The sequence below is a fragment of the Bacillus sp. JJ634 genome (assembly GCF_036962285.1).
GTDB classification, from domain to species: domain Bacteria; phylum Bacillota; class Bacilli; order Bacillales; family DSM-1321; genus Peribacillus; species Peribacillus asahii_A.
In genome coordinates this window covers 1-24,255 of sequence record NZ_JBALMU010000057.1, presented here as the reverse complement: position 1 = coordinate 24,255, position 24,255 = coordinate 1, and the positions used below count along the sequence as shown (strand labels likewise).

Below are 24,255 nucleotides of genomic sequence, written 5' to 3'. Positions count from 1 at the left end.
GAAATAGAATGGCTGATTTATTATTTGAAGTAAAGGACCACATTGCAACGATTACGTTAAATCGACCTAATCAGATGAATGCATTTAGTGAAGAAATGATCTTAAACTGGATTCGTGCCCTTGAAACAGTCCGAGATTCCGATGATATTCGCGCTGTCATTGTCAAAGGGAATGGTAAAGCATTTTGTGCAGGCGGCGACGTAAAGGCGATGACTTCTGGTAAAGGATTTTTTGAAAGCGAAACAGATATTACTTCTACAGGTTTAGCACGTAAAAACTCCTTATGGAAACGCGTACAACGCATCCCGCTTTTACTAGAGGAAATTGATAAGCCGGTGATTGCCCAAGTGAACGGTTTTGCATTTGGAGCAGGGCTTGATATGGCCTTAATGTGTGATATTCGAATTGTCGCTGAATCAGCTAAGTTTTCTGAAAGTTACATTAATGTAGGGATTGTACCAGGAGATGGCGGGGCCTATTATTTACCGAAGCTTGTTGGGATTGATCAAGCGCTTGATATGCTTTGGACAGCACGTGTCTTAACGGCAGCAGAAGCGAAGGAAAAAGGCCTTGTTACGTTTGTTGTTCCAGATCACGAATTAGAGCAATTCACATTAGACTATGTAACGAAGCTAGCAAATGGACCGACAACAACGCTTCAGTTTATTAAGCGTGCCGTGTATCAAAGTCAAAAGATGGATTTACGATCATCCCTTGATTATATTTCATCTGCAATGGCGATTGTAACTGAGTTAGATGATTATAAAGAAGGCGTGGCTGCAGTTGTAGAGAAACGCAAAGCTGTTTTTAAGTAGGACTCTCTATTACAGAACGTTGTTGATGTTTGGCTCCTGCTTGTATGAGACCGCGGTTTCATACAAGCAGGAGCCCCCAATCGTATAATCCATAATATTGTTTAATAAAGTCTTAAGTAAAGGCAAGGACAGCGTTCGTATAAATTTACCCTAGCTGTAGTTGGCGTTGTCTATGCTGGGCAGTTCTTATGGAAAGTGAAAGATATTCCAATTGGAATAAAAGGTGAGAAAGTGAATACCTCAGGACAATTAACAGTACAGGAAAATAATCGATAAGGGTGAAAGTGATGATACAACCACTGGAAAATATTCGAGTACTAGATTTATCCCGTGTATATGCAGCTCCTGCAGGTTCCATGATACTAGGGGATTTAGGGGCCGAGGTGATTCGGATTGAACATCCGGAAGGCTCTGATAGTATGCGTGATTGGGGTCCTTTTATTGAAGGGCAAAGCACCTATTATTTATGCGCCAATCGCAATAAAAAATCAATTACGCTAGATTTAAAGACAGAGAGTGGGCGCACTGAATTTAAAGAACTTGTTAAGGACGCAGATATTGTTCTTGAAAATTTTAAAACAGGTGATATGAAGAAGATGGGGCTTGATTATGATGTGTTGAAGGAAATCAATCCGCGTCTTATTCATTGTGCGGTAACGGGCTTTGGACAAACAGGGCCGCTTGCCTATGAGCCAGGCTTCGATCCTGTCGTACAGGCGATGAGTGGTTTAATGGATGTAACAGGTCCAATTGATGGAGAGCCGACCAAAGTGGGTATTCCGATTGCAGATATTTTAACATCACATTATGTAGCTATTAGTGTACTAAGTGCATTACGCATGCGTGATTTAACGAATCAAGGGCAATTTATTGATCTTGCGCTGCTTGATGTACAGATTAGTAGTCTTGCTAATGTGGCTAGTGCTTATTTGAATGCAGGGATGGTATCGAAGCGCTTAGGTAATAGCCATAATAATGTGGCACCTTATCAAGTATTTCAATGCGCAGATGGTCCTCTGATGGTATGCGCAGGCAATGATCGTCAGTTCGAAAAGCTTTGTGTGATGCTGGGTCATGAAGAGTGGATAAATGATCCACGTTATAAATCAAATACAAGCCGTAAAGAAAATGAAGAAGAACTCGTTAGACAAATTAGCGACATTATGGTAACACGAACACGTGAAGATTGGGTTGAGAAGCTGCGACACTATAAGATTCCAGGAGGATGTGTGAATACAATTGAAGAAGCGTTGACCCAGCCACAGGTCATAGCACGTGATTTAATTGGTGAAATAGAGCACCCGCAGTATGGGAAGGTGAAGTTTGTCAAAAATCCAATGCAGCGCTCGGGACTAAATATAGCTTATCAGGGTGCACCGCCAATTTTAGGAGAGCACACAGATCAGCTCCTTTTGTCCAAAAGGGCATAAAGAGAAAACCTCCATCAATAGGCCCCTCTCCTAGGTGAGAGGAGGCCTCAACGCTCATTAACAGTGGGATAAATTATATTCCCCCATTCTCCGCTGTTTTTGGTACGATAAAGGGAGAATTGCTTTATTAAATGAGGTGATGAGATGGATCAGGAGACTTTCAATAAAAACTATACAATGCAGTCACTTCACAAGGCCATTAAGGTATTAAAGGCATTTACACGGGAGGAACCTCGTCTTTCGCTAACAGAGTTAAATAAAAAGACAGGCATTAGCATTTCAAGTTTGCAACGATTTGTTTCCACGCTAGTATACGAAGGGTTTTTACATAAGGATGAGCGTACAAAACAATATCAGTTAGGCCTATCGCTTATGTATTTAGGTCGACTTGTTGAAGAAGAGTCAAGTATAGTGACAGCCGCTGAGTCAATTTTAAAGGCATTAAATGAAGAAATTGGTGAAAGTGTGTCATTGAGTGTTGTGGACGGTGATGAACGACGTTGTATTTACAATTTGGCGAGCAAGTATCCGTTGGCAGCCAAAGCCTATGTTGGGGATACAGCACCTTTATATGCAGGTGCTTCAGCCAAAGTTTTACTTGCATTTTTACCAAAGGAGCAGTTCGAGCAATATATGGCTAGTGTCGTCTTTAACCCGATTACGGAAAATACGCTTCTGTCGAAGGAGGCGTTAGAAGATAGTCTGGAGGTTATCAAACAGCAGGGTTTTGCAATTAGTTACAGTGAGCGGGTTAAGGGTGCACATTCAGTTGCTGCGCCAATTTTAACACCTACAGGTCATGCTATTGCATCGGTGACCATCGTTATTCCGGATGTACGTTATAAAGATTTTGAAGAGCAACATTTAATTTCGCTTGTAACGAGTGCTGCGCGTACAATCGAGGAACAATTGTACTAAAGTGTGTCAAGTGATGTCGAATTTCAAATTTGCAGAGTGTTCGATTGAAGAAGTGATTCAGGAATGAGGAGGAAAAGTTGTCCCCACTTTCTCTTCCATTAACTCGACAAAAGAAATTATTTTGTTCATTAAAAAAGCCCTTTCAAAGTCTCAACTTAATGAAAGGGCTTTTTCGTCATACTTAAGCTGCTTTTGTTAATAATTCTCGATCTTTTTTTCGTGCATCCAGTAATAAAGTGGAATACTACATACAATTAATTTGTGCGGTACCTTGTGTAAATAGTACGATAAATCCCAGCAAGTATGGGTCTGCTCCTAAATCTATACCATATAAAAGTCAACAATATTGTTTAGCATAGCTTATTTTTAAAGTACTGTTTCTTCTCGTTTATTCCATCTCGCATAGTTAAGTTTCTTTACTTTGTAGAAATCTTCAATTTTAAAATATCGGTCTAAACTTAAAATCAAAGCATCTTTCTTAAAGAATAACAATCCAAACGCAGATGTATAGAGCGTTAAGCTAATCCAATTCATATTGCCAGAAAGGATGAAATTAATTTGCATGAATAGGCAAATAAAAATAGCAGGTAATGTCATAAATCCAACTATTAGGCATATGCCCATAATTATTTGGATAATGGGTATTGTGTAATTGAAAAATGGAACATGATGTAATGCTATCCCATCAATGAAGAGTTTATAAAATTCTGGAACGTTCGGTTTATCCAATGCTTTTGTCAAATATTCTGTGAGGAACACAGTAGGTTGGTCGTACCATGATGCTTCCCCTGTTTTACCTGTCATTTTGGTTAATCCGGCTGAAAACCATCCCACCCCAAATAATATCCTCATGAGCACAACTAGAGATTTAAATAAAATAGTATTGATTGATCTCTTCATACCGTTACCTCTTAATAAATTAATTTTTTAATGTCCACATTGAATTTCTGCTTTAAAGCTATATATTAAATATCCATTAATAATTAGACGCTTCTTTAGATTCTCCATACTTGAATTTCCATTTAAATGTCATAGGTTCGTAGAAACCTTTAACATCTTCAGCGTGTCGAGCTAAATCAGGTGCACTGATTTTATAAGTTAATTCGTAATTGCCTGATTGCGGAATATGAACATTTGAGGCATAATGCGGATCGCCTGCCACCATTGGATAAAGCTGTCCTTTTTCTATCACTTTATTTGTATCTAGATTGCGAATTTCATAATTAATTGTTAGATATGGAATCCATTCACCTTCATGAAATCCAAAACTATTATCCTTCGTTGCATGAATGTCTGCTTCTAAATGAATGTTTCCTTCTTTTCCTCCATGTTCAACTGGTGCTACTTCAACTGAATGGGGCATATAAACAGCATGAATCTCCATTCCGTTTTTATCAATCTCGCCAATTGTTACATCTTCTCCAGCTTCTTCATGTTTTTCATCGTTTTCAGAAACCTTATCTTTCTGATTGGTACACGCAGCCGATAATACTAGAATTGCTAATGATACTAAAAGCAATAATAATTTTTTCATAAAATTACCTCCATATATGGATTCAAGGGTGTTTTAATCATTGCATTCCTGATGGTCCATGCCTTTTAAGTATTTTTTCATCAAGACCATCCTGTTGTATCTATAGATGTTCTTTCAGTTACTAACTATTTCTATTCACATCGTATATTCCTCCTAAATAGTATTGGAAACCAAAAAACATTAATGATAATCATTATCGATTGTTGTTGTTATGCTACAAAAAAAAAATTAAAAACCTTTTAAAAAAAAATTAAAAAAAATTAATTTTTCATCCTGCTGTTTCGGAATGTCTTCAAGATGGTAACTATTATCGGATTGACCATTCATATTAATCTAGGATATATTTGTAGAAAATTCAGATAATGATTATCATTATTAGATTGTAAAAACAGTTTTGCTGGAGGAAATAGTATGCGATTGCTATTGGTTGAAGATGAGATAAAAGTAGCTCGCTTTATATCACAAGGGTTAAAAGAGCACTATTATGTAATAGATGTAGCGAACGATGGTGAAACGGCCTATGAGCTGGCTTATGCTGAAGATTATGATTTATTAATTGTCGATCTGATGATTCCAAAGAAAAACGGGGCTCAGTTAATCGAGGAATTGAGAGTGAATGGAATAAATGTTCCTATTCTTATTCTCAGTGCCAAAGATTCGGTGACTGATAAGGTAGAGGGGCTCGATTTAGGAGCGGACGATTATATGACAAAGCCTTTTGCCTTTACGGAATTATTGGCACGCGTACGTAGTCTGTTAAGGAGAAAACAAGAAAAGGCATCACCTCTTTTACAAATAGCAGATTTGAAGTTGAATCCCTCCACGAGAGAAGTGACTCGAGGAGAGCTACCTATCTTTCTTTCCAATAAGGAATATGCGATTTTGGAATTTATGATGAGAAATGCTGGTAAAATTTTACCTCGAACTTTGATTTTAGAACATGTATGGATGGATGCTTACACTATAGGAACGAACGTAGTTGATGTTTATATTAATCACTTAAGGAATAAAATCGATAAAAACTTTGATTTAAAGCTCCTACATACGGTTTATAGTGTAGGCTATTTAATCAAAGAAGAAGGATAGACCTCATGAAATTTTTAAAAAGTATCGGATGGAGAATGACAATTTGGCATTCGATGATGTTTATGATTGGTTTATTCCTATTTAGTGGATTCTTGTATTTTACATTTTCAGATATGTTGATTAAAAAAGTTGATTCGATGCTGGCCAGAGAGCTTAGTTTAATTACTTATTGTTTAGAGAAAAAGGATTCGTTTTCTGAAATTGAACAACACATAAATGGATTGCCAAGTTTTGCAGGGGTTAATACAGAGGAAATATATTGGCAGGTTGAAAATGAAAAAGGTCAAATCATTGCGCAATCTCATAACTTGCATGGCAAACGAATCAAACGCTCAAATGTGTTAGAGAAGAAGGATGGGAATTTTTCAGTTTGGAATACCGAGTTCAATCATACACCGATCCGGGCAATGTCAGCGCCTATGAATTCTGAAGGGATAGTGAATTATCAAGTCACAGTGGCAACATACAGTAGAATATTGGAAGTATCCATTTTGAATTTAAAACACATTCTATTATTTCTTACCTTCGACTTTGTTGGGATTTCAATAGTCATGGGGTGGTTGATTTCGAAAAAAACGTTAAAGCCTATTCATCAAATTATTAACACTACTAATCAAATTACGGCAACAAATTTACATGAGCGGCTCCCTATTGAAGGGCCGAAAGATGAACTGCAGAGTTTATGTATAACTCTTAATCGTATGATCGATCGATTAGAATTCTCTTTCACTCAAATTCAACAGTTTACCTCCGATGTGTCTCATGAACTTCGGACTTCTTTAACAATAATACGAGGAGAATTGGATGTTGCTTTAAATAGAAGTAGATCAGAAGAGGAATACAAACGTGTCCTGCATTCCGTTTTAGAAGAGGTCATCTATTTATCTGATATGGTAGAAAAGTTTTTATATTTGTCGAGAGATAATTCAAATCAGATAAAGAGAAAACCAGTTGACGGGGTGTGCTTACTTGAATATGTAAGAAATCACTTATTATCAATGGTCAGTAAAAAACAAATTAAGTTGAGTATTCAAACACCCGAACCATTCACTCTTTACGGAGATGAAGATCTCTTGCGAAGATTGTTTATTAATTTGATGGAGAATGCAGTTAAGTACACCCCAGCAGGTGGAAGGGTGGAAATCCAGGCATGCAATAAAAAAGATTTAATTTATATTGAAGTCATTGATTATGGAATCGGTATTCCACCGGAACACGTACCTTTTATCTTTCAGCGATTTTATCGGGTGAACGATTCCCGATCAAGAAGTCAAGGAGGAACAGGATTGGGATTATCTTTATGTAAATGGATCGTAGAAGCTCACCAAGGGACGATTGAGGTTCGTAGCAAGCCTCAGAAAGGAACTAGAGTGATTGTAAAATTGCATGCTAGTTGAGGTACTTATAATTTAACCAACGATTTCGTTTTTCTAGTTGGCAAAATCAATGGTACTAAGTGCTAGCACAATGCTCGTCAAAGAAGCCAACCTCAGAGCATCTATGGCATATCGTAATATTTAATCAAACGATTGATTAAATGAAAAAATTAAGCCGAAATAAGCAATCATTAATCAAACATTAAAACAGGCATAAACGTCAATTAGTACGTGCATGCCTGTTTTTTTGTTTTTTACTGATCCTCAATGACAATATAAGTAGCTTTAATTGGCCCATGTACGCCAACTACTGGAATCATTTCAATATCCGCAGAGTTGCTTGGTCCTGTGATGAAATTGATGCATGAAGCGATTTTTTCGCCGCTTTGAATTTTTCCCCGAATCCATCTTGCTGCTTGTGTCATGCGTGGAACAATTGTACTTTTGGGAATTAAAATAATCGACTTTTTAGGTAAAAAGCTGATTGTTCTTCCTCTGTCTTTGTTGCTAAATAGTACAGCTGTTCCTGATTCAGCTAATGTGATTTCGCTAATGGTGATACCGACGTTTGCTTTTTCCGCTTGTCAGATGTTTTCTTCTGGCTGTTCATAGTTCCACACATACACATTGATGCCTGCTTGTGGATTATACCGTTCATTATTATTGGCCTCCTTTTGGATGATTTTTGAACCAGTCACGGAAATTCCCTTTGTTTGGAGCTGGGAAATCCCTTGCTTCTGTCCAAGCTTTTAATGGACCTGGGCCGTTTGAGATTTTATTATCTTTTATAAATGGTGACATTACTGGTGATGCCATTTTTTGGCCATATTATATAAGGTTGGGGAAGAGGCACCCAAACCGAACGCTTTCATTAGGTAGCTCAGTAAAGCGAGGAGATCATTTACTGATTACGGAGGCAATGAAGATGGAAACGACAGTAAAGGCGCCAAAAGATGGTATTGTGAAGGAAGTATACGCGCAAGCAGGCGACGCTATTTCGACGGGTGATTTATTGATTGACTTAGAATAATATTTTAGGTTCCATCTCAAATGTTGGGGTTCTGTGAATTCATGGAACATTAGATGAGCGGCATGCGGTGGTTGCATGAGCGATTAACTAGTCTTATACTAGCTCGACGATATAGACCAGACCTCTTATCCATTTTCAAATTGGTAAGAGGTTTTTTGTATTCTTCGATCTATGTGAGTTTTTTCTTTTATTTATTGAAAACTTCATTACATCAATTAAAGTTTATAACGCTTTCAAGAAATACCAAACCATATTTGTAAAGGTATTCACTTGTGCTTCTAGAGGAGTTTTCATAAATGTTAGTTGAAATGGTTTTAGTAATGGTTGTAGGACACTTTTACGAATACGGTCTTGCTTTAACTCCGAGATAATTACAGTAAATAAATCTTGTTGTTCTTGAGTAAAAGTCGCTTCTTTTTCGATATGTTGTGCTAATTCCATTAGTTCTTCCACTGTGATAATACGTCGATCGACATTTGCGCGTAATAGATGAATGGCAGATTGATCAATTAACTTACTATTTTGTTCAATCATTTTTGCAATAATCAGCTCCATATAAGAAAGGATAACATCCACAACTTGATGAATGGAGCGAGGCATATTTGTAACGCGCATTGTAAACATTATATGTTGCATCATTCCGTAAAATAAGATGGTACATTCAAAGGAGTATTCCTCAATATGCTGTCCAAACACTTCTGTAAACCGCTTAGCTAACCATTCCATTTCATAAATGCGGTGGTGCATCACTAACTTTTTTAGTTCCTTTTCATTTGAGCTTAAAATGGCTTCAAATAGTGCATTTAAATTATATTCTTCATTCAATTGGATTAAAATCGAGATTTGTTCAATCAAAATTTGACGATCTTCTTCATCTTTCCCAATCTGCATTTCCATTCGAATTTGACTGGCATCATATCGTAATGCTTCTAAAATTTCGGCAATACAATCGTTTTTAGATGAAAAATAATTATAAAAAGTTCCTTTGGATATATTTGCTTGCTCAATAATTTCTTGTATAGATGTTTGTTGAATACCTTTTTCAACAAATAATCGTAATGCTACATTTGCTACATGTCTTTTACGGTTATTCATAATTCCTCCATCGAGCGTTTTATATACATTTAGTATAAAGTTGTTCGAGTTGAATCTCAATAATTTTAAACCATTAGTATAATATGCTTGAAAAAATTGTACTGAGGGTTTAAAATTCTCGAGTGAACAAAAAATTAAATAAAGAAATAGAGGGAAAGAAAATATGAATTCAATGGATCAAATGAAAAAGCCGTCGTATTTGATGATTGCCGTTTTATTCGTTGGTGCCTTTGTATCATTTCTAAATAACTCGTTATTAAACGTAGCACTGCCATCCATTATGGTAGATCTAGAAATTAAGGATTATGCAACAGTTCAATGGCTTGCTACAGGCTATATGCTTGTAAGTGGGATTTTAATCCCGGCTTCAGCATTTTTAATTACACGCTTTTCAAACCGTAGCTTATATATTACATCGATGGTGATTTTCACCTTAGGTACGGCAATGGCTGCTTTTGCACCAAACTTTGCAGTGTTATTGGCTGGACGTATGGTTCAAGCCGCAGGGTCTTCTGTTATGGGGCCGTTATTAATGAACGTAATGCTTATTAGCTTCCCGCGTGAAAAACGTGGTGCAGCAATGGGGATTTTCGGTTTAGTCATGATTAGTGCACCTGCAATTGGACCTACTTTATCAGGGTATATTGTAGAGCATCATGATTGGCGCGTACTATTTGAAATGATTTTACCGCTTGCTATTATTAGTCTACTATTATCGATTTGGAAGTTAGACAATGTAATGGAAACAAATAAAAACGCTAAAATCGACTATTTCTCGGTTATTTTATCTACAATTGGTTTTGGTGGTTTATTATATGGTTTCAGTTCAGCGAGCTCAGATGGTTGGACCGATACATTGGTAGTAACAACCTTAATTGTCGGTGCGGTTGCGTTAATCGTCTTCGTTATGCGTCAATTAAAGTTAGAGAATCCGTTATTAGATTTACGCGTATATAAATATCCAATGTTTACGTTAAGCTCGATTATCTCGATGGTTAATGCAGTGGCGATGTTCTCAGGGATGATCTTAACACCTGCTTATGTACAAAGTGTTCGTGGTATTTCACCGTTAGATTCAGGGTTAATGATGCTGCCGGGGGCCATTGTTATGGCGATTATGTCACCGATTACCGGGAAATTATTTGATAAAATGGGCCCTCGTCTATTAGCGCTAATAGGTTTAGGTATTACAGCGATTTCTACTTATTTATTAGCAGAGCTACAAATTGACTCATCATACACCTATATTATTATGATTTATACACTTCGTATGTTTGGGATGTCGATGGTCATGATGCCTATTATGACAAACGGTTTAAACCAATTACCGACACGTTTAAATCCGCATGGTACAGCGATAAACAACACGGCACAGCAAGTATCAGGTTCAATTGGTACAGCTATTTTAGTAACGATTATGAACCATGTAACAACAAATGAAGCGGAAAGTTTAATGGCTGGTGTTGACCCAGCTACAGCAACGGAGCAAGCAATGACGCTGCTAGGTCAACAAGCGTTATTAGCTGGTATTCAATATTCATTCTTAGTAGCGTTAGGCATGAACATTGTTGCGTTAATTTTAGCGTTCTTCTTAAAGAGAGTGGATGTTAGTGAAGAAGCGGTTCGTAAAATCGAAGAAAGTGAAACACCAGAACCGGCTACAAATTAAAGTATAATCACAAAGCCTCCAAGGCATGGAAGTATTTAAACTTTCCAACTTGGAGGCTTTGTTTATTTTATGAGATTCTATTTTTTATAGGGCTTTGTTAAACGATTCATTAAATATAAAGAAGGAACAAATCAACTATGAAACATATGGAGAAGGGCTAAAGGAATTGATTAAAGAGAAAGAAGAAGAAGAGATGAAAAAGAAATATGCTCATTAATTAAGCGCCCTTAAATGGGGCGCTTTTTGAATATTATAACATAAGATTATACTCTTTCATTTTCCGATAAAGCGTATTACGGCCAATATCCAATTGCTTAGCGGCACGACTAATATTCCCCTCTGTTTGTTCCAATACTTGTTGAATAAGAGCTATTTCATGTTCTCGCAAACTCATAATCTGTTGGCTTTTTGTTTGTTCTTTTTCTATTGGTTCAACTGAAGAGGGACAAAGGGAAAGAAGCAAGGATTTCGTAATACGACTCTCATTGGCTAGAAAAGCGGCCTGCTGTAATACATTTTGTAATTGTCGGAAGTTCCCTGCCCATTCATATTCGGTAATAAAGGCTTTGGCATCTTCGGTTAGTTCTATGTTTTCTTTTTTGAAGGGTAACTGAGATAAAATATGTTCGGCTAACAAAAGCAAATCTGTACGATTGCGTAGAGGGGGAAGCTTTAACGTAAATCCATTGAGACGAAAATATAAATCGGCACGAAAACGTCCCGCCTCTATTTCCTTTTGTAAGTCTTTATGAGTGGCCGCAATAATTCGTACATCAATAGGACGAGGATTCGTTCCTCCGATACGTGTGATACAACGCTCTTGCAGCACTCGAAGTAAGGCGGCTTGGGCAGTCAGGGGCATGTCCCCAATTTCATCTAAGAACAGAGTCCCGCCGTTTGCTGCTTCAAACTTACCTGCTTGTCCCTGGCTTTTGGCTCCTGTGAAGGCCCCTTTTTCATATCCAAATAACTCACTTTCTAATAAACTTTCGGGGATAGCGCTACAGTTAATGGCGATAAAGGGTTGATTGCTTCTGAGGCTCGCACCATGAATAGATTGAGCAAATAGCTCTTTCCCTGTGCCTGTTTCACCAGAAATCAGAAGGTTTATATCTATAATTGCTGCTCTTTTCGCAATGGCTATCATTTCATTCATTTTAGAGTCTTGGCTAATAATATCGGTAAAGTGATAACGATTCGTTAATGCAGTATTCTGTTGTTTTGTTTCTCCTCGTAAAAGCATGTAGGACTGATCACGATAATCACTAGTAAGAATGTGGGGAGTAAATACTTGATTGTTTAATAAAAATTTTTGCTCTGGCACTAAAGGATTCACTTCTACTAGAATGTTGGAAATCGGTTTACCAATCGCAGCTTGTTCTGAATAACCAATTGTGCGGGTTGCTGCCGTATTCACTCTTGTAATTGTGCCTTCTTTATTAACGGTAATAAGAGGGGCAGGGTGATGATTATAAATAAAATCAAGGTCTTTTGTGAAGTTTTTTGTTTGCCTTTGAGTATGAGCTAGTAACAGAGCTTGTTCAATACTATGAGCCGTTCTTTTGACCAAACCTAATGTGAGTGGATGATAGTTTTGTTGATAGCTGCTTAAATTTAAAATGCCGAGAAGTTGTCCTTTAGAATCAAGAATAGGAGCTGCGGCACAAGTAAGAAAGTGATTATTCTCCCAAAAATGCTGGCTTCCGTGAACAAGTACAGAGCTTTTTTCTACAATAGCTGTACCAATTGCATTGGTTCCCTTCGATTCTTCCAGCCAATTGGCTCCTTTTCTTAAAGCGACGTTATCAGCATGCCTAATAAAAGAAGGTTCTCCAACGGTATCGATGATATATCCTTCAGGTGTAGCGATTAATAGAAGAAATTCCGTCCCGCGAATGGAATCGTGCACATCCTCTAAAATAGAAGAGGAGTAATAAAGAAGCTCCTCATATTTATCGTAGTATTGGGTTAGTTCATATTCTCCAAGTATATGGTCTTTATCGATTGTTGTAGGGTCAAGTCCATTTGAATAACAACGTTTCCATGATTCTTGAATATGGTTAGGGACTATTCCTTTAGATGTGTTGAAATCGATAGACATAGAATGACACCTCGCAGTTTGTTTAATATTCCGGAAAAATCATCAAATATAAGAACTATTATAGCAGAATGGTAGAAAACTGTAGAATTTTTGTGCGTTGTTCTAAATTTATACATCTGTTCCAGGATGGTACATGAAGTTGTTCCATTATGGAACAGGTGTATATGTTTAAAAATGATGTGATGCGAAGATCAAAGGTCTTTAATTTTGGCATAGGACTTGCATATATAAATAGTTGTAAGCGATACCAACATAGTTAATTTAAGGGGGATCTTTTAGATGGAACAAACATTATCAATCAAGCCGCGTGTACAGGAGTTTTTAAAGGGAACGAAGAAGCTTTTGATTAATGGGGAATGGGTAGAAGCCGCTTCTGGCCAAACTTTTGAAACTCTTGATCCTTCTAATGGAAAAGTGTTGGCTGTAGTGAGTGAAGCAGGACCAGAAGATGTAGATAGAGCAGTAAAAGCTGCTCGTCAGGCTTTTGAAAACGGTCCATGGAGAAAGATGAGTGCTTCTGAACGCGGTCGTCTTATTTATAAATTAGCGGATTTAATGGAAGCGCACCAAGAAGAATTAGCGCAGTTAGAGACTTTAGATAATGGGAAGCCTATTAATGAAACAAGAAATGCGGATGTACCTCTTGCTATCGATCATATTCGTTATTATGCTGGCTGGACTACGAAAATTATGGGACAAACGATTCCAGTTGCAGGTAACTATTTTAACTATACACGTCATGAACCAGTTGGTGTAGTAGGACAAATTATTCCGTGGAATTTTCCTCTGCTTATGGCAACTTGGAAGTTAGGAGCAGCTCTTGCTACAGGATGTACAATTGTGTTAAAACCAGCAGAGCAAACACCGTTATCAGCTTTATATTTAGGTCAACTAGCACTTGAAGCTGGCATCCCAGCTGGAGTTCTTAATATTGTACCAGGTTTTGGAGAAACGGCTGGGGCACCGCTTGTCGATCATCCAGACGTAGATAAGATTGCGTTCACTGGTTCAACATCTGTCGGAAAAATGATTATGCGCCAAGCGGCAGGAACAGTTAAAAAGATTTCTCTTGAGCTAGGTGGAAAATCACCTAATATTATTTTACCGGATGCGGATATGAGTAAAGCGATACCTGGAGCTCTAATGGGTATTATGTTTAACCAAGGCCAAGTTTGCTGTGCCGGTTCACGTCTTTATATTCAAAAGAAATCTTATGATAATGTAGTTGCAGATTTAGCTGCCCATGCTAAAAACATTAAGCAGGGGGCGGGGATTAATCCTTCTACCCAAATAGGGCCATTAGTTTCTCAGGAGCAATTAGAGCGAGTAGGGAAATATATTGAATTAGGAAAGCAAGAAGGAGCAGAAGTTGTAGCGGGTGGTGTTTATGGTCAAGGAGAAGGCTATTTTGTTGAACCAACGATCTTTGCTGATGTGAATGATGAGATGACAATTGCGAAAGAAGAAATCTTTGGACCGGTTGTGTCTGCTATGCCATTTGAAGATTTAGACGATGTCATCCGTCGCGCAAACAACTCTGAATATGGCCTAGCAGCTGGTTTATGGACACAGGATGTGAAGAAGGCTCACTATGTGGCGAATCAATTAAAAGCAGGTACGGTATGGGTAAACTGTTATAACGTTTTTGATGCTGCCTCTCCTTTTGGAGGATATAAACAAAGTGGAATTGGCCGAGAAATGGGAAGCTATGCGCTTGATAATTATACGGAAGTGAAGAGTGTGTGGATTAACTTAAATTAATATCACCTTTTTATGATTTGGAGGTTTTTTAAAAATTCAAATGACGAGCTGGGTACGGCAAAAAGAAAGTAGTGAAACAGTTATATACGTAGTCAATGCATTTATCAAGGCTGGAATAGAAGATAACCAAATCATTGCGGTTACTCGAATGATGAAAGATAACTTTGGACTCAGTTCAGAAGATGAAACAGAAGAAGTAGTTAAGCGGTACTTAGTCTCACAGAAGTGTGTTTAAGGGAAAAGACGAGCCCTAGGAAAAAGAGGTGAAGATTACTCTTTTTCCTGGGGTTTTTTACTAATTAGTTGATTCTTTCAGTTGAAACATTTAATCAAACGTTTAATTAAATTTTGCGAATGTACTTATACAGAGGTAAATCAAGTAAAAGTACATTCGTCATGCAAGGTATTTTCATGGGTATTCTGCCTTTTGTCAAAAATATCTATTATAGAATGGACCGCGAATAAGGAATATCGATTCTATTATTCGCGGTCTATTCTATGTTTTAAAAATTAACAACATAAATTGAATGAGATAAGCTTAATAGAAAAATAAGATTGTATAGTTATAGCCAGACTGTATGGAGGATTATGTTTGGGGCTAGTCGAACTAGTTTAAGAGGGCAGGGGGGAGAATATGATGCAAGAACAAATACATCTGAAACTAGAAAAAGTGCTGAACAATATTGATCGAGTTATGAGTGGAAAAAGGGAAGTCGCTGAATTAAGTATAGTTGCTTTACTAGCAGGGGGGCACGTACTGTTTGAGGATGTGCCGGGTGTGGGAAAAACCGTACTCGTAAAGGCTCTTGCGAAATCGATTGGAGCAACGTTTAAGCGTATCCAGTTTACACCTGATTTGCTGCCATCTGATGTAACAGGTATTTCTATTTTTAATGCAAAGGAACAGGAATTTATTTTTCGTCCTGGGCCGATTATGGGACATATTATTTTAGCTGATGAAATTAATCGAACTTCACCGAAGACGCAATCAGCACTGCTAGAAGGAATGGAAGAAGCCAGTGTTACGATTGATGGAGAAACGAGGAAATTAGAGCAGCCATTCTTCGTAATGGCGACGCAAAATCCGATTGAACATGAAGGGACGTACCCGCTTCCGGAAGCGCAGCTTGACCGCTTTTTATTAAAACTGAAAATGGGATATCCGACTGCGGAGGAAGAGATGGAAGTATTGCGACGGGCAGGCTGTTATTCACCGCTTCAGGAGCTGCAGCCAGTACTTCGTTTAGAGGAGTTATTACAGCTGCAAGCAGAGATAAAGGATGTCGTGGTTGATGATAAAGTGAAAGCCTATATTATTGACCTTGCGCATCGAACACGAAATGATCCTCGTATTTATTTAGGAGTGAGTCCGCGTGGGTCGATAGCTTTAATGAAGGCGGCTCAAGCTTATGCGCTATTACGCAGCCGGGATTATGTGCTTCCGGATGATATTCAGTATTTAGCGCCATTTGTGTTTGGTCATCGATTAATTTTACAACCGGAAGCACAATATTCTGCAGAAAATGCTGCGTTTATTCTTCAAGATATTCTTTCGACGACTTCCGTGCCAGTGAAGAGAGTGGCTACGTGATGAAGAACGTGAAAAGATATACAAAAGTGATAGGGCTGTTTAGTTTGCTTCTAGCTATGTTTATATTTACGATGTTTCAAGGTAGTTTTGTGAGTTGGTTTTTGTTTTATGCCGTGTGCCCTTTTGTTCTTTATTCACTGGCGTTGTCTTTTCATTCGTTTCATGTATATACGGTGGAGCGAAAGATTACCAAGAAAGAATATTCAGTTGGAAGTGCAGTGGATGTTTACGTTACAGTGACACGAAAAAGCCGATTTCCTCTTCTGTATTTATTAGTAGAGGAGCAGATAGAAGGGACATCGCTTAGGCCGCCGCAATCTCTTTTATTTGTTGGCTTTACAAAAACGTTGACTTGGCATTATACATTAGAGCATGTTCCGCGTGGGGAGCACGTTTTTCAAGGGATACGTCTACATACCGGTGATGTACTAGGATTGTTTCACAAGGAACAAATGTTTAAAACGGAGGATACCATTCTTGTTTTTCCGGCTTATCATGAGCTAAGTTATCGGGAATTTAATCGATTATGGAGCGGTGAGCAAGGCTTTTCGCAAAGAGCACGCTCCCGCCAATCCTTCATTTCTGGTGTGAGAGAGTATCAGGCCGGCGATCAGCTCTCTTGGATTAATTGGAAAGCGACTGCAAAAGCGAATAGGCTCATGACGAAAGAATTCGATGAGCAAAGGAAGGAAACTTTTTATATTATTTTAGATCAAAGTTATACGGACTCATTTGAAGAAATGGTGTCCTTCGTTGCTTCTTTTGTTCATGCGGCGCTAAAGCGAGGGATACAGATTGGCTGGATTGATTCCATGCAGAATGTATATCTGCCAACAAGTAAAGGGGAGAGGCACAAGAGAGAGATTTTTTATCATTTAGCTCGTGTACAGCCAAGTTTGAATCAAAGTTTACCTCGCGATATTCGAATGGGGATGCATCAAGCGAAGCTTATTGTGATGACGACTCAGTTAACCTTTGAAAAGCTTGAACACATATATGCGTATAGGAATAACCAAGCGGTTACTTGTTTTGTCGTGAAGGAACAGGTAAAAGATGAAGATTACATAGTGCAGGAAGTGGCTTTGAAACAAGGCGTACAGGTGCAGTTTCTGATATCGCAAACCGGGGGAGCGAGTAAGAATGATGCCTAAACGAGTCGAAAATATAATACAACTATTCATCTATGTATTCTCATTTTTTCTCCTTACAGAATGGATGCGTCCGGTCTCGGAACTGACGGATACAGGGAATATGAAAGTGTTTATTCTGTTTATCATTTTATCATTAGCTGTTCACTTCTTTTCTTTTCACTGGCTTGCCCGTTCTGTTGTGTTAATAGGATATATAGCTGCAGTTGTATATATGTTATATGATGATACACTGTTTTCGATAGGAGAGCTTGAAGTCAATATAGCTTATGTATGGAGTGGCGATTGGGTACTTATGACCAATTCGTTTCGGACCTTATTATTTTTTGCATTGTTATGGCTTGTGACGTACTTGATTCATTATTGGATTTATATGAAGAGCAATCTGTTTTTCTTTTTTAGTATGACGGTTATTCTTTTAGCTATTTTGGATACTTTTACTCTTTATAATGCGAACGCAGCCATCGTTAGAGTCGTCATAGCAGGGGTTATGATATTGGGAGTAATGAAACTAGTTCATCTGTTTCCAGCGTTGTCGCTCCGCCTGTTAGGGAAATGGTCTATGTCACTTATTGTTATGGTAGCCTTTTTTGTATCAATGGGTCTTCTCTTGCCAAAGCCTGGTCCACAGTGGCCAGACCCCATTCCTTTTATTCAATCCTTTTCTGAGCAGGCAAAGGGAGAGGACAGTGCAGCTTCCGTTAGTAAGGTTGGATATAGTGAGGATGATTCAAAACTTGGGGGTTCTATTGAGCCTGATTCGTCCGTTGTGTTTTATCATACAGCAACGCCAGATCATTATTGGAAGGTAGAAAGTAAGAATGTATATACCGGGAAAGGATGGGTTTCATCGGTTGGAGAAGGAACGGCCTTTCCGCTAGCTAATGGCGACGAGCTGACAGAGCTAGAGAATTACGAGGGGCCGGAGCAAGTAGCCACAAAAGCACTCGCGGTATCGATATCTATTATGGAGGATCAAGGACATATTCTTTATCCGGCAGGGAGTTATTTGAAAAATGTGAAGGCGGATGGGGTCTCATTTTTTCTATATGAACCGAATCTAAAGAAACTAACACCTCAGACGGCGGATGGAAATGTACAAGATATAAGTGAGTATATGGTGAATTATGAGCAGCCGCGTTATGATTTGGCGCAATTCCGAAAAGTAACAGAGGCTGATGAAACGATGGATGTATTGATGGACTTATATACGCAGCTGCCTGATAGTATCCCGAGTCGAGTGTATGATTTAGCGAGGGAACTGACAGAGAATCAATCAAATTGGTACGATAAGGTGAAGGCTGTAGAAGATTACTTCGATCAACCGGAATTTGTCTATTCAAAGGAGGACATTCCTTATCCAGCGAAGGATCAAGATTATGTGGATCAGTTTTTATTTGAAACAAGGATTGGTTATTGTGATAACTATTCGACTTCAATGGTTGTTTTGCTGCGAGCGGCAGGTATTCCAGCTAGATGGGCAAAGGGGTATACGGAAGGGGAGCGAACGGTTAAAGAAGGGGAGGTTATTTATCAAGTAACGAATAATAATGCACATTCTTGGGTGGAAGTGTATTTTTCTGGGATTGGATGGGTTCCTTTTGAACCAACGAAAGGATTTTCGAGTGAATCGGAATTTATTAATTCAGACAGGACAACTCATCGTGATACGGAACATTCTACTGTACGTGAAGATCAAGCCGAAACACTGCAGCGAGAAGAGAAGAATGCTGTCAGTGAACAAAGAGGAACAAATGGGGAATTTATCGCGATTATGAAGCCATTTTGGATAAGCTTAGGGACTGTAGTTATCGTTGTACTTAGCTTATTTCTTACTCGTCGAAAATGGGTGCCACGTTTACTGATTACTCGTTATAAACGAAAATCCATTTGTTTTTCTGAAGCATATGAAGTGCTTGTTAAACAACTGCATCGTGCGGGATTAAAGCGTCTTGATGGGCAAACATTTCGTGAATATGCTGCTTATATTGATTCGGTCTATGATACAAATCTAATGACCAAACTGACACATCGCTATGAAATAATTCTTTATAGAGGAGATGAAGAAGGAGAAGCATGGAGGGAGCTTCAAGAGAGCTGGGAAACCTTAATGAGAAAAACTAGCTCTTGACCTTGTTTTTATTATACTGATACAATGACCGTAAAACGTATAGAGCCCTTCATATATCCTCGATAATACGGATCGAAAGTATCTACCAAATCACCGGAAATGATTTGACTATGAAGGCGGATTTCAACGTGTAAACTAGAAATCTGCCTTTTTGTTATGATGAAGGCATATTTCTAGTTTTTTTATGATAATATTCTGGTTATGGAAATAGTAAAAGTAATTACTTGATTCGAAAGACTCAAGTGAAAATACATTAGTTGAGGTGACGATAGTGCCGGGGAAAACAGAAATAAACCAAGAAATGATCGTAGTACTTGATTTCGGAAGTCAATATAACCAATTGATTACACGTCGTATTCGTGAATTTGGTGTATATAGTGAATTACATCCACATACGATTACAGCTGAAGAAATTAAAAAATTGAATCCAGCTGGAATTATCTTTTCAGGTGGACCAAACAGCGTATATGATGAGTCAGCTTTCCGTTGCGATGAAGCGATTTTTGAATTAGGGTTACCGATTTTTGGGATTTGTTACGGGATGCAATTGATGACGCAATATTATGGCGGGAAAGTAGAACCAGCGCAGCATCGTGAATATGGAAAAGCGATTCTTAATGTTCAAAATGATTCTGCCTTATTTGCTAACTTACCGAAAGAGCAAACTGTCTGGATGAGCCATGGTGATTTAGTTGTTGAAACACCAGAAGGTTTCCAAGTAGATGCAACAAGTGCATCTTGTCCAATTTCGGCAATGAGCGATCGTCAGCGTAATTTATTTGCGGTGCAATTCCACCCAGAAGTGCGTCATTCAGAATATGGAAATGACCTTTTGAAAAACTTCGTATTTGAAGTGTGTGGATGTAAAGGTGATTGGTCTATGGAAAACTTTGTTGAAGTTGAAATAGCGAAAATCCGTCAAATCGTTGGTGATAAAAAGGTTTTATGTGCATTGAGCGGAGGCGTAGATTCGTCTGTTGTAGCTGTGTTAATCCATAAAGCGATTGGTGACCAATTAACATGTATTTTTGTTGACAACGGTCTACTGCGTAAAGGAGAAGCGGAAGGCGTAATGAAAACCTTTAGTGAAGGCTTCCATATGAATGTCATTAAAGTAGATGCAGCTAATCGTTTCTTAGACAAGCTAGCAGGCGTTTCAGACCCAGAGAAAAAACGTAAAATTATCGGTAATGAGTTTATTTATGTGTTCGATGATGAAGCAACGAAATTAGAAGGTATTGATTTCTTAGCTCAAGGTACACTATATACTGATATTATTGAGAGTGGAACAGCAACTGCTCAAACGATTAAATCACATCATAATGTTGGCGGGCTTCCTGAGGACATGCAGTTTACGTTAATTGAGCCGCTTAATACATTATTTAAAGATGAAGTACGTGCTCTTGGAACAGAGCTAGGTATTCCGGATGAGATTGTATGGCGTCAACCATTCCCAGGTCCAGGATTAGGGATTCGTGTGTTAGGTGAAATTACAGAGGACAAATTGGAGATTGTTCGCGAGTCTGATTTTATTTTACGTGATGAAATTAAAAAAGCAGGATTAGACCGTGATATTTGGCAATACTTCACAGTGCTTCCGAACATCCGCAGTGTAGGTGTTATGGGGGATGGTCGTACGTATGACTATACAATCGGTATTCGTGCAGTAACGTCTATCGATGGAATGACATCTGACTGGGCACGTATTCCGTGGGAGGTACTTGAAACGATTTCAACACGTATTGTTAACGAAGTATCTCATGTAAACCGCGTGGTGTATGACATTACGAGTAAGCCGCCAGCAACAATTGAGTGGGAGTAGGACTTGCGAATAATATAATCTAAACAGGTTATAAACGCAGTCATACTAATGTCTAAGTTGAATTGTAATTGTTAAGTACTAGTATTGTGATTAACGTACAACTATTTATATTTCAAAAATTAAACTCTCTTCTAGTTATTTATAACAAATAACTAGAAGGGGGGTTTTTATTTTGGTCAAAATTAGTGATTTGATTGATGATTTTAAAATGAACCAGCAAATTCAAGGTCGTAAAGATAAGTATAATGAATTACGATTTGGCGATGAATTATTTTACTAAGTTTTTAATGTTTTTACGGATATATGCAAGGTTAGCAGTACACTAATAAGGTTTACTTCAGTAAAATAAGGGATATTATATTTGTTGAATAGATTCTCTTTAAGGACAAGAAAAGTAGGTGAACAAAGTGGGGAAATATCAATTGGATACCAAAGGTAAGGTAGCTGTGACAAAATATCATGAAAAACACAAGCCTGCCAAATTTGATAAAAAGCAGCAACTTGAAAAAATACGTGCGGAGTATTTGAAAAAGAAGCAGGAACAAACAGATAAATAATATGAATGAAAACATACAAGGGGTTCACCTGCTACAATTGAGTACAAGAATTGAACGGATTTTTCTGTTTTGATAAAAAGCGTAAAACACTTATGTATCAATGGTTAGTGAGCGGGGTGTATGACATTACGAGTAAGCCGCCAGCAACAATTGAGTGGGAATAATAGGGTTAACTCCTTGTAAATTCCGTATATTAATTTCTTGCAAAGAGGAAAAATAATCTAATCACGAACGATAATTGATTTAATTATCAGAACATTCGTCTTGGATGTTGACGTGTGTATTAGGAATTGTTACACTATACCTATATTTATTAAATTAATAATGTTTCGTCGTATAATATCGGAAATATGGTCCGAAAGTTTCTACCAAGCTGCCGTGAACAGTTTGACTACGATGTAAAAGAATTTAGGTATAGATGTAGCATTTGTAAAGCCCTCTTTTACATGTAGTTAAGCTCCGTTCGGTAGAGAACGGAGCTTTTTTCGTATATGACGTTGCGGAGGAGACTAGGGAATGAAGAAATACTTTCAGTTTGAAGAACTAGGTACGAATTATCGCCGTGAAATTATCGGCGGAATTACGACGTTCTTAGCTATGGCGTATATTTTGGCTGTTAACCCTAATATATTAGGAATGGCTAACATGGATAAAGGAGCGGTATTTACGGCAACCGCTTTAGCAGCTGCAATCGGTTCCATACTGATGGGGTTAATTGCAAAATTCCCAATTGCACTTGCGCCAGGTATGGGGCTAAATGCGTTCTTTACATTCGGTGTTGTCTTGGGAATGAAAATTCCTTGGGAAACGGCTTTAACAGGGGTACTGATTTCTGGGGTTGTGTTCGTTCTTTTATCAGTATCAGGTATTCGTGAAAAAATCATTAACGCGATTCCAGCAGAATTAAAACATGCGGTTGGGGCTGGGATTGGTTTATTTATTGCATTTGTAGGATTTCAAGGTTCAGGAATTATTGTAGATAATCCAGATACATTGCTTGGATTTGGAGAGTTAACAGGTAATACACTACTAGCTATATTCGGGATTGTTATTACGATTATTTTATTAACAAAAGGAATTAAGAGCGGTATTTTCTTGGGGATGGTTATTACAGCAATCGTCGGCGGAATCTTTGGCCTAGTTTCTACTCCTGAAGCGGTTGTAGGTTCTGCTCCGAGTCTTACTCCAATTTTTGGAGCGGCGTTTGAAGCATTTACTGATGTAAGCAGCTTGTTTACAGTAGACATACTAGTCGTGATTTTAACATTCTTATTTGTTTCATTCTTTGATACGGCTGGTACGTTAGTAGCTGTTGCTCAACAAGCGGGACTTATGAAAAATAACGTACTTCCGGGAGCGGGTAAAGGGTTACTTGCAGATTCACTTGCCATTGTATCAGGTTCAATTCTTGGTACATCTACAACAACGTCTTATGTTGAATCAACTTCTGGTGTTGCAGCAGGTGCTCGTAGTGGCTTTGCAGCAATTGTAACAGGTATCTGTTTTATTTTAGCTTTATTCTTTGCTCCGTTATTAGCGGTTGTTACATCAGCTGTAACAGCTCCGGCGTTAATTATTGTTGGGATACTGATGGTTTCATCACTTCGCTTAATTAAATGGGATCAATTTGAAGTAGCTGTTCCAGCATTCTTCACAGTTGTTATGATGCCATTAACTTATTCGATTGCTACTGGTATTGCTTGTGGTTTCGTATTTTACCCAATCACAATGATAATGAAAGGAAAAGCGAAAGAAGTACATCCAATCATGTACGGATTGTTTGTAATCTTTGTTCTATATTTCATCTTCTTGAAATAATACGAAAAAAACATTTTTAAAAGAGAATTGGATGGAGAGACGCAAGGGAATTGCGAGTTGTCTCTATTCAATTCTCTTTTTTATTGTGGGTAACATAATGCTTTGAAAATAAAAATTTTATTAATGTAAGAATGATGAAAATATAAAATGGATAGATTTTTTGAAATTTCGATTGACGGGATGAAAATAAAATGTTATCTTATTAAAACAGCGTTTACGAGACAATGTTTAAGAAAAATACTTCTAAAAAAGTGTTGACTTAATTTCAAGTAAATGATATATTTAAAAAGTCGCTTCTGCAAGGTGGCGGAAATTGCTCTTTGAAAACTGAACAAAACAAAGCGCCAACGTTAATTTTTTAAGTGAGCACACA

Annotated in this window: 18 protein-coding genes, 3 pseudogenes and 2 riboswitches; of the genes and pseudogenes, 15 read left to right on the top strand and 6 right to left on the bottom strand. The window is 37.9% G+C overall.

Annotated features, from left to right (window positions below):
* The first annotated feature begins 8 nt into the window (after nt 1–8).
* The 3 genes from V7068_RS10560 to V7068_RS10550 all read left to right on the top strand — a co-directional run bounded on the left by V7068_RS10560 (nt 9) and on the right by V7068_RS10550 (nt 3,163).
* Entirely contained in the window at nt 9–815 is an 807-nt protein-coding gene (locus V7068_RS10560; protein ID WP_252288630.1) for an enoyl-CoA hydratase/isomerase family protein, read from the top strand.
* Nucleotides 816–1,102: 287 nt separating this feature from the next.
* On the top strand, nt 1,103–2,245 hold the full coding sequence (locus V7068_RS10555; protein WP_499712693.1) for a CaiB/BaiF CoA transferase family protein: 1,143 nt from the start codon (nt 1,103–1,105) through the stop codon (nt 2,243–2,245).
* Nucleotides 2,246–2,389: 144 nt separating this feature from the next.
* Nucleotides 2,390–3,163: an IclR family transcriptional regulator gene (locus tag V7068_RS10550; RefSeq protein WP_499712692.1), complete on the top strand. Its 774-nt coding sequence runs from the start codon at nt 2,390–2,392 to the stop codon at nt 3,161–3,163.
* Between the two features lie 366 nt (nt 3,164–3,529).
* Here V7068_RS10550 and V7068_RS10545 read toward each other — a convergent pair whose 3' ends face one another.
* Together V7068_RS10545 and V7068_RS10540 are read right to left on the bottom strand one after the other, a co-directional pair.
* The gene (locus V7068_RS10545; protein ID WP_499712690.1) at nt 3,530–4,063 is read right to left on the bottom strand and encodes a hypothetical protein; all 534 of its coding nucleotides are present in this window, start codon (nt 4,061–4,063) and stop codon (nt 3,530–3,532) included.
* Nucleotides 4,064–4,139: 76 nt separating this feature from the next.
* Nucleotides 4,140–4,697: an iron transporter gene (locus V7068_RS10540; protein WP_499712688.1), complete on the bottom strand. Its 558-nt coding sequence runs from the start codon at nt 4,695–4,697 to the stop codon at nt 4,140–4,142.
* Between the two features lie 411 nt (nt 4,698–5,108).
* Here V7068_RS10540 and V7068_RS10535 point away from each other — a divergent pair, with 411 nt between their 5' ends.
* Both V7068_RS10535 and V7068_RS10530 read left to right on the top strand, forming a co-directional pair.
* Nucleotides 5,109–5,783 (top strand): response regulator, encoded by a 675-nt coding sequence (locus V7068_RS10535; RefSeq protein ID WP_499712687.1) that lies wholly within the window; start codon nt 5,109–5,111, stop codon nt 5,781–5,783.
* Nucleotides 5,784–5,788: 5 nt separating this feature from the next.
* Complete coding sequence (locus V7068_RS10530; protein WP_499712685.1) at nt 5,789–7,180, top strand: sensor histidine kinase; 1,392 nt, start codon at nt 5,789–5,791, stop codon at nt 7,178–7,180.
* A gap of 233 nt (nt 7,181–7,413) precedes the next feature.
* On the opposite strand, the pseudogene V7068_RS10525 reads toward V7068_RS10530, so the two are convergent.
* Nucleotides 7,414–7,803: pseudogene (locus V7068_RS10525) on the bottom strand (LutC/YkgG family protein); the annotation flags it as partial.
* A gap of 16 nt (nt 7,804–7,819) precedes the next feature.
* A pseudogene (locus tag V7068_RS10520) lies at nt 7,820–8,031 on the bottom strand (lactate utilization protein LutB domain-containing protein); the annotation flags it as partial.
* Here V7068_RS10520 and V7068_RS10515 point away from each other — a divergent pair.
* Nucleotides 8,025–8,189, top strand: a pseudogene (locus V7068_RS10515) (biotin/lipoyl-containing protein); the annotation flags it as partial. The pseudogenes V7068_RS10520 and V7068_RS10515 overlap by 7 nt on opposite strands.
* Before the next feature lie 222 nt (nt 8,190–8,411).
* Here the strand turns inward: V7068_RS10515 and V7068_RS10510 are convergent.
* Nucleotides 8,412–9,284, bottom strand: coding sequence for a TetR/AcrR family transcriptional regulator (locus V7068_RS10510; RefSeq protein ID WP_499712684.1), 873 nt, complete (start codon nt 9,282–9,284; stop codon nt 8,412–8,414).
* Between the two features lie 163 nt (nt 9,285–9,447).
* On the opposite strand from V7068_RS10510, the gene V7068_RS10505 reads away from it, so the two are divergent.
* Nucleotides 9,448–10,953, top strand: coding sequence for a DHA2 family efflux MFS transporter permease subunit (locus V7068_RS10505; RefSeq protein ID WP_499712683.1), 1,506 nt, complete (start codon nt 9,448–9,450; stop codon nt 10,951–10,953).
* Between the two features lie 250 nt (nt 10,954–11,203).
* On the opposite strand, the gene V7068_RS10500 is transcribed toward V7068_RS10505, so the two are convergent.
* Complete coding sequence (locus V7068_RS10500; protein WP_499712681.1) at nt 11,204–13,054, bottom strand: sigma-54-dependent Fis family transcriptional regulator; 1,851 nt, start codon at nt 13,052–13,054, stop codon at nt 11,204–11,206.
* Between the two features lie 279 nt (nt 13,055–13,333).
* Between V7068_RS10500 and V7068_RS10495 the strand changes: the two genes are divergently transcribed.
* From V7068_RS10495 to V7068_RS10460, 8 genes are all read left to right on the top strand, one after another.
* The gene (locus tag V7068_RS10495; RefSeq protein ID WP_252282905.1) at nt 13,334–14,815 is read left to right on the top strand and encodes an aldehyde dehydrogenase family protein; all 1,482 of its coding nucleotides are present in this window, start codon (nt 13,334–13,336) and stop codon (nt 14,813–14,815) included.
* A 40-nt stretch (nt 14,816–14,855) separates the two neighbouring features.
* Nucleotides 14,856–15,050: a hypothetical protein gene (locus V7068_RS10490; protein ID WP_499712680.1), complete on the top strand. Its 195-nt coding sequence runs from the start codon at nt 14,856–14,858 to the stop codon at nt 15,048–15,050.
* 399 nt (nt 15,051–15,449) lie between these two features.
* Nucleotides 15,450–16,406, top strand: a complete 957-nt coding sequence (locus V7068_RS10485) for an AAA family ATPase (RefSeq protein ID WP_499712678.1) — start codon at nt 15,450–15,452, stop codon at nt 16,404–16,406.
* On the top strand, nt 16,406–17,557 hold the full coding sequence (locus tag V7068_RS10480; protein ID WP_499712677.1) for a DUF58 domain-containing protein: 1,152 nt from the start codon (nt 16,406–16,408) through the stop codon (nt 17,555–17,557). Before V7068_RS10485 ends, V7068_RS10480 begins: the two co-directional genes overlap by 1 nt.
* The gene (locus V7068_RS10475) at nt 17,547–19,685 is read left to right on the top strand and encodes a DUF4129 domain-containing transglutaminase family protein (protein ID WP_499712676.1); all 2,139 of its coding nucleotides are present in this window, start codon (nt 17,547–17,549) and stop codon (nt 19,683–19,685) included. Before V7068_RS10480 ends, V7068_RS10475 begins: the two co-directional genes overlap by 11 nt.
* 29 nt (nt 19,686–19,714) lie before the next feature.
* Nucleotides 19,715–19,816: riboswitch (purine riboswitch) on the top strand.
* Between the two features lie 170 nt (nt 19,817–19,986).
* The gene (guaA, locus tag V7068_RS10470; protein ID WP_499712707.1) at nt 19,987–21,507 is read left to right on the top strand and encodes a glutamine-hydrolyzing GMP synthase; all 1,521 of its coding nucleotides are present in this window, start codon (nt 19,987–19,989) and stop codon (nt 21,505–21,507) included.
* Between the two features lie 407 nt (nt 21,508–21,914).
* Entirely contained in the window at nt 21,915–22,064 is a 150-nt protein-coding gene (locus V7068_RS10465) for a hypothetical protein (RefSeq protein WP_053594876.1), read from the top strand.
* 312 nt (nt 22,065–22,376) lie between these two features.
* Nucleotides 22,377–22,478: riboswitch (purine riboswitch) on the top strand.
* Between the two features lie 102 nt (nt 22,479–22,580).
* Nucleotides 22,581–23,882, top strand: a complete 1,302-nt coding sequence (locus V7068_RS10460; protein ID WP_499712675.1) for an NCS2 family permease — start codon at nt 22,581–22,583, stop codon at nt 23,880–23,882.
* Nucleotides 23,883–24,255: the final 373 nt, after the last annotated feature.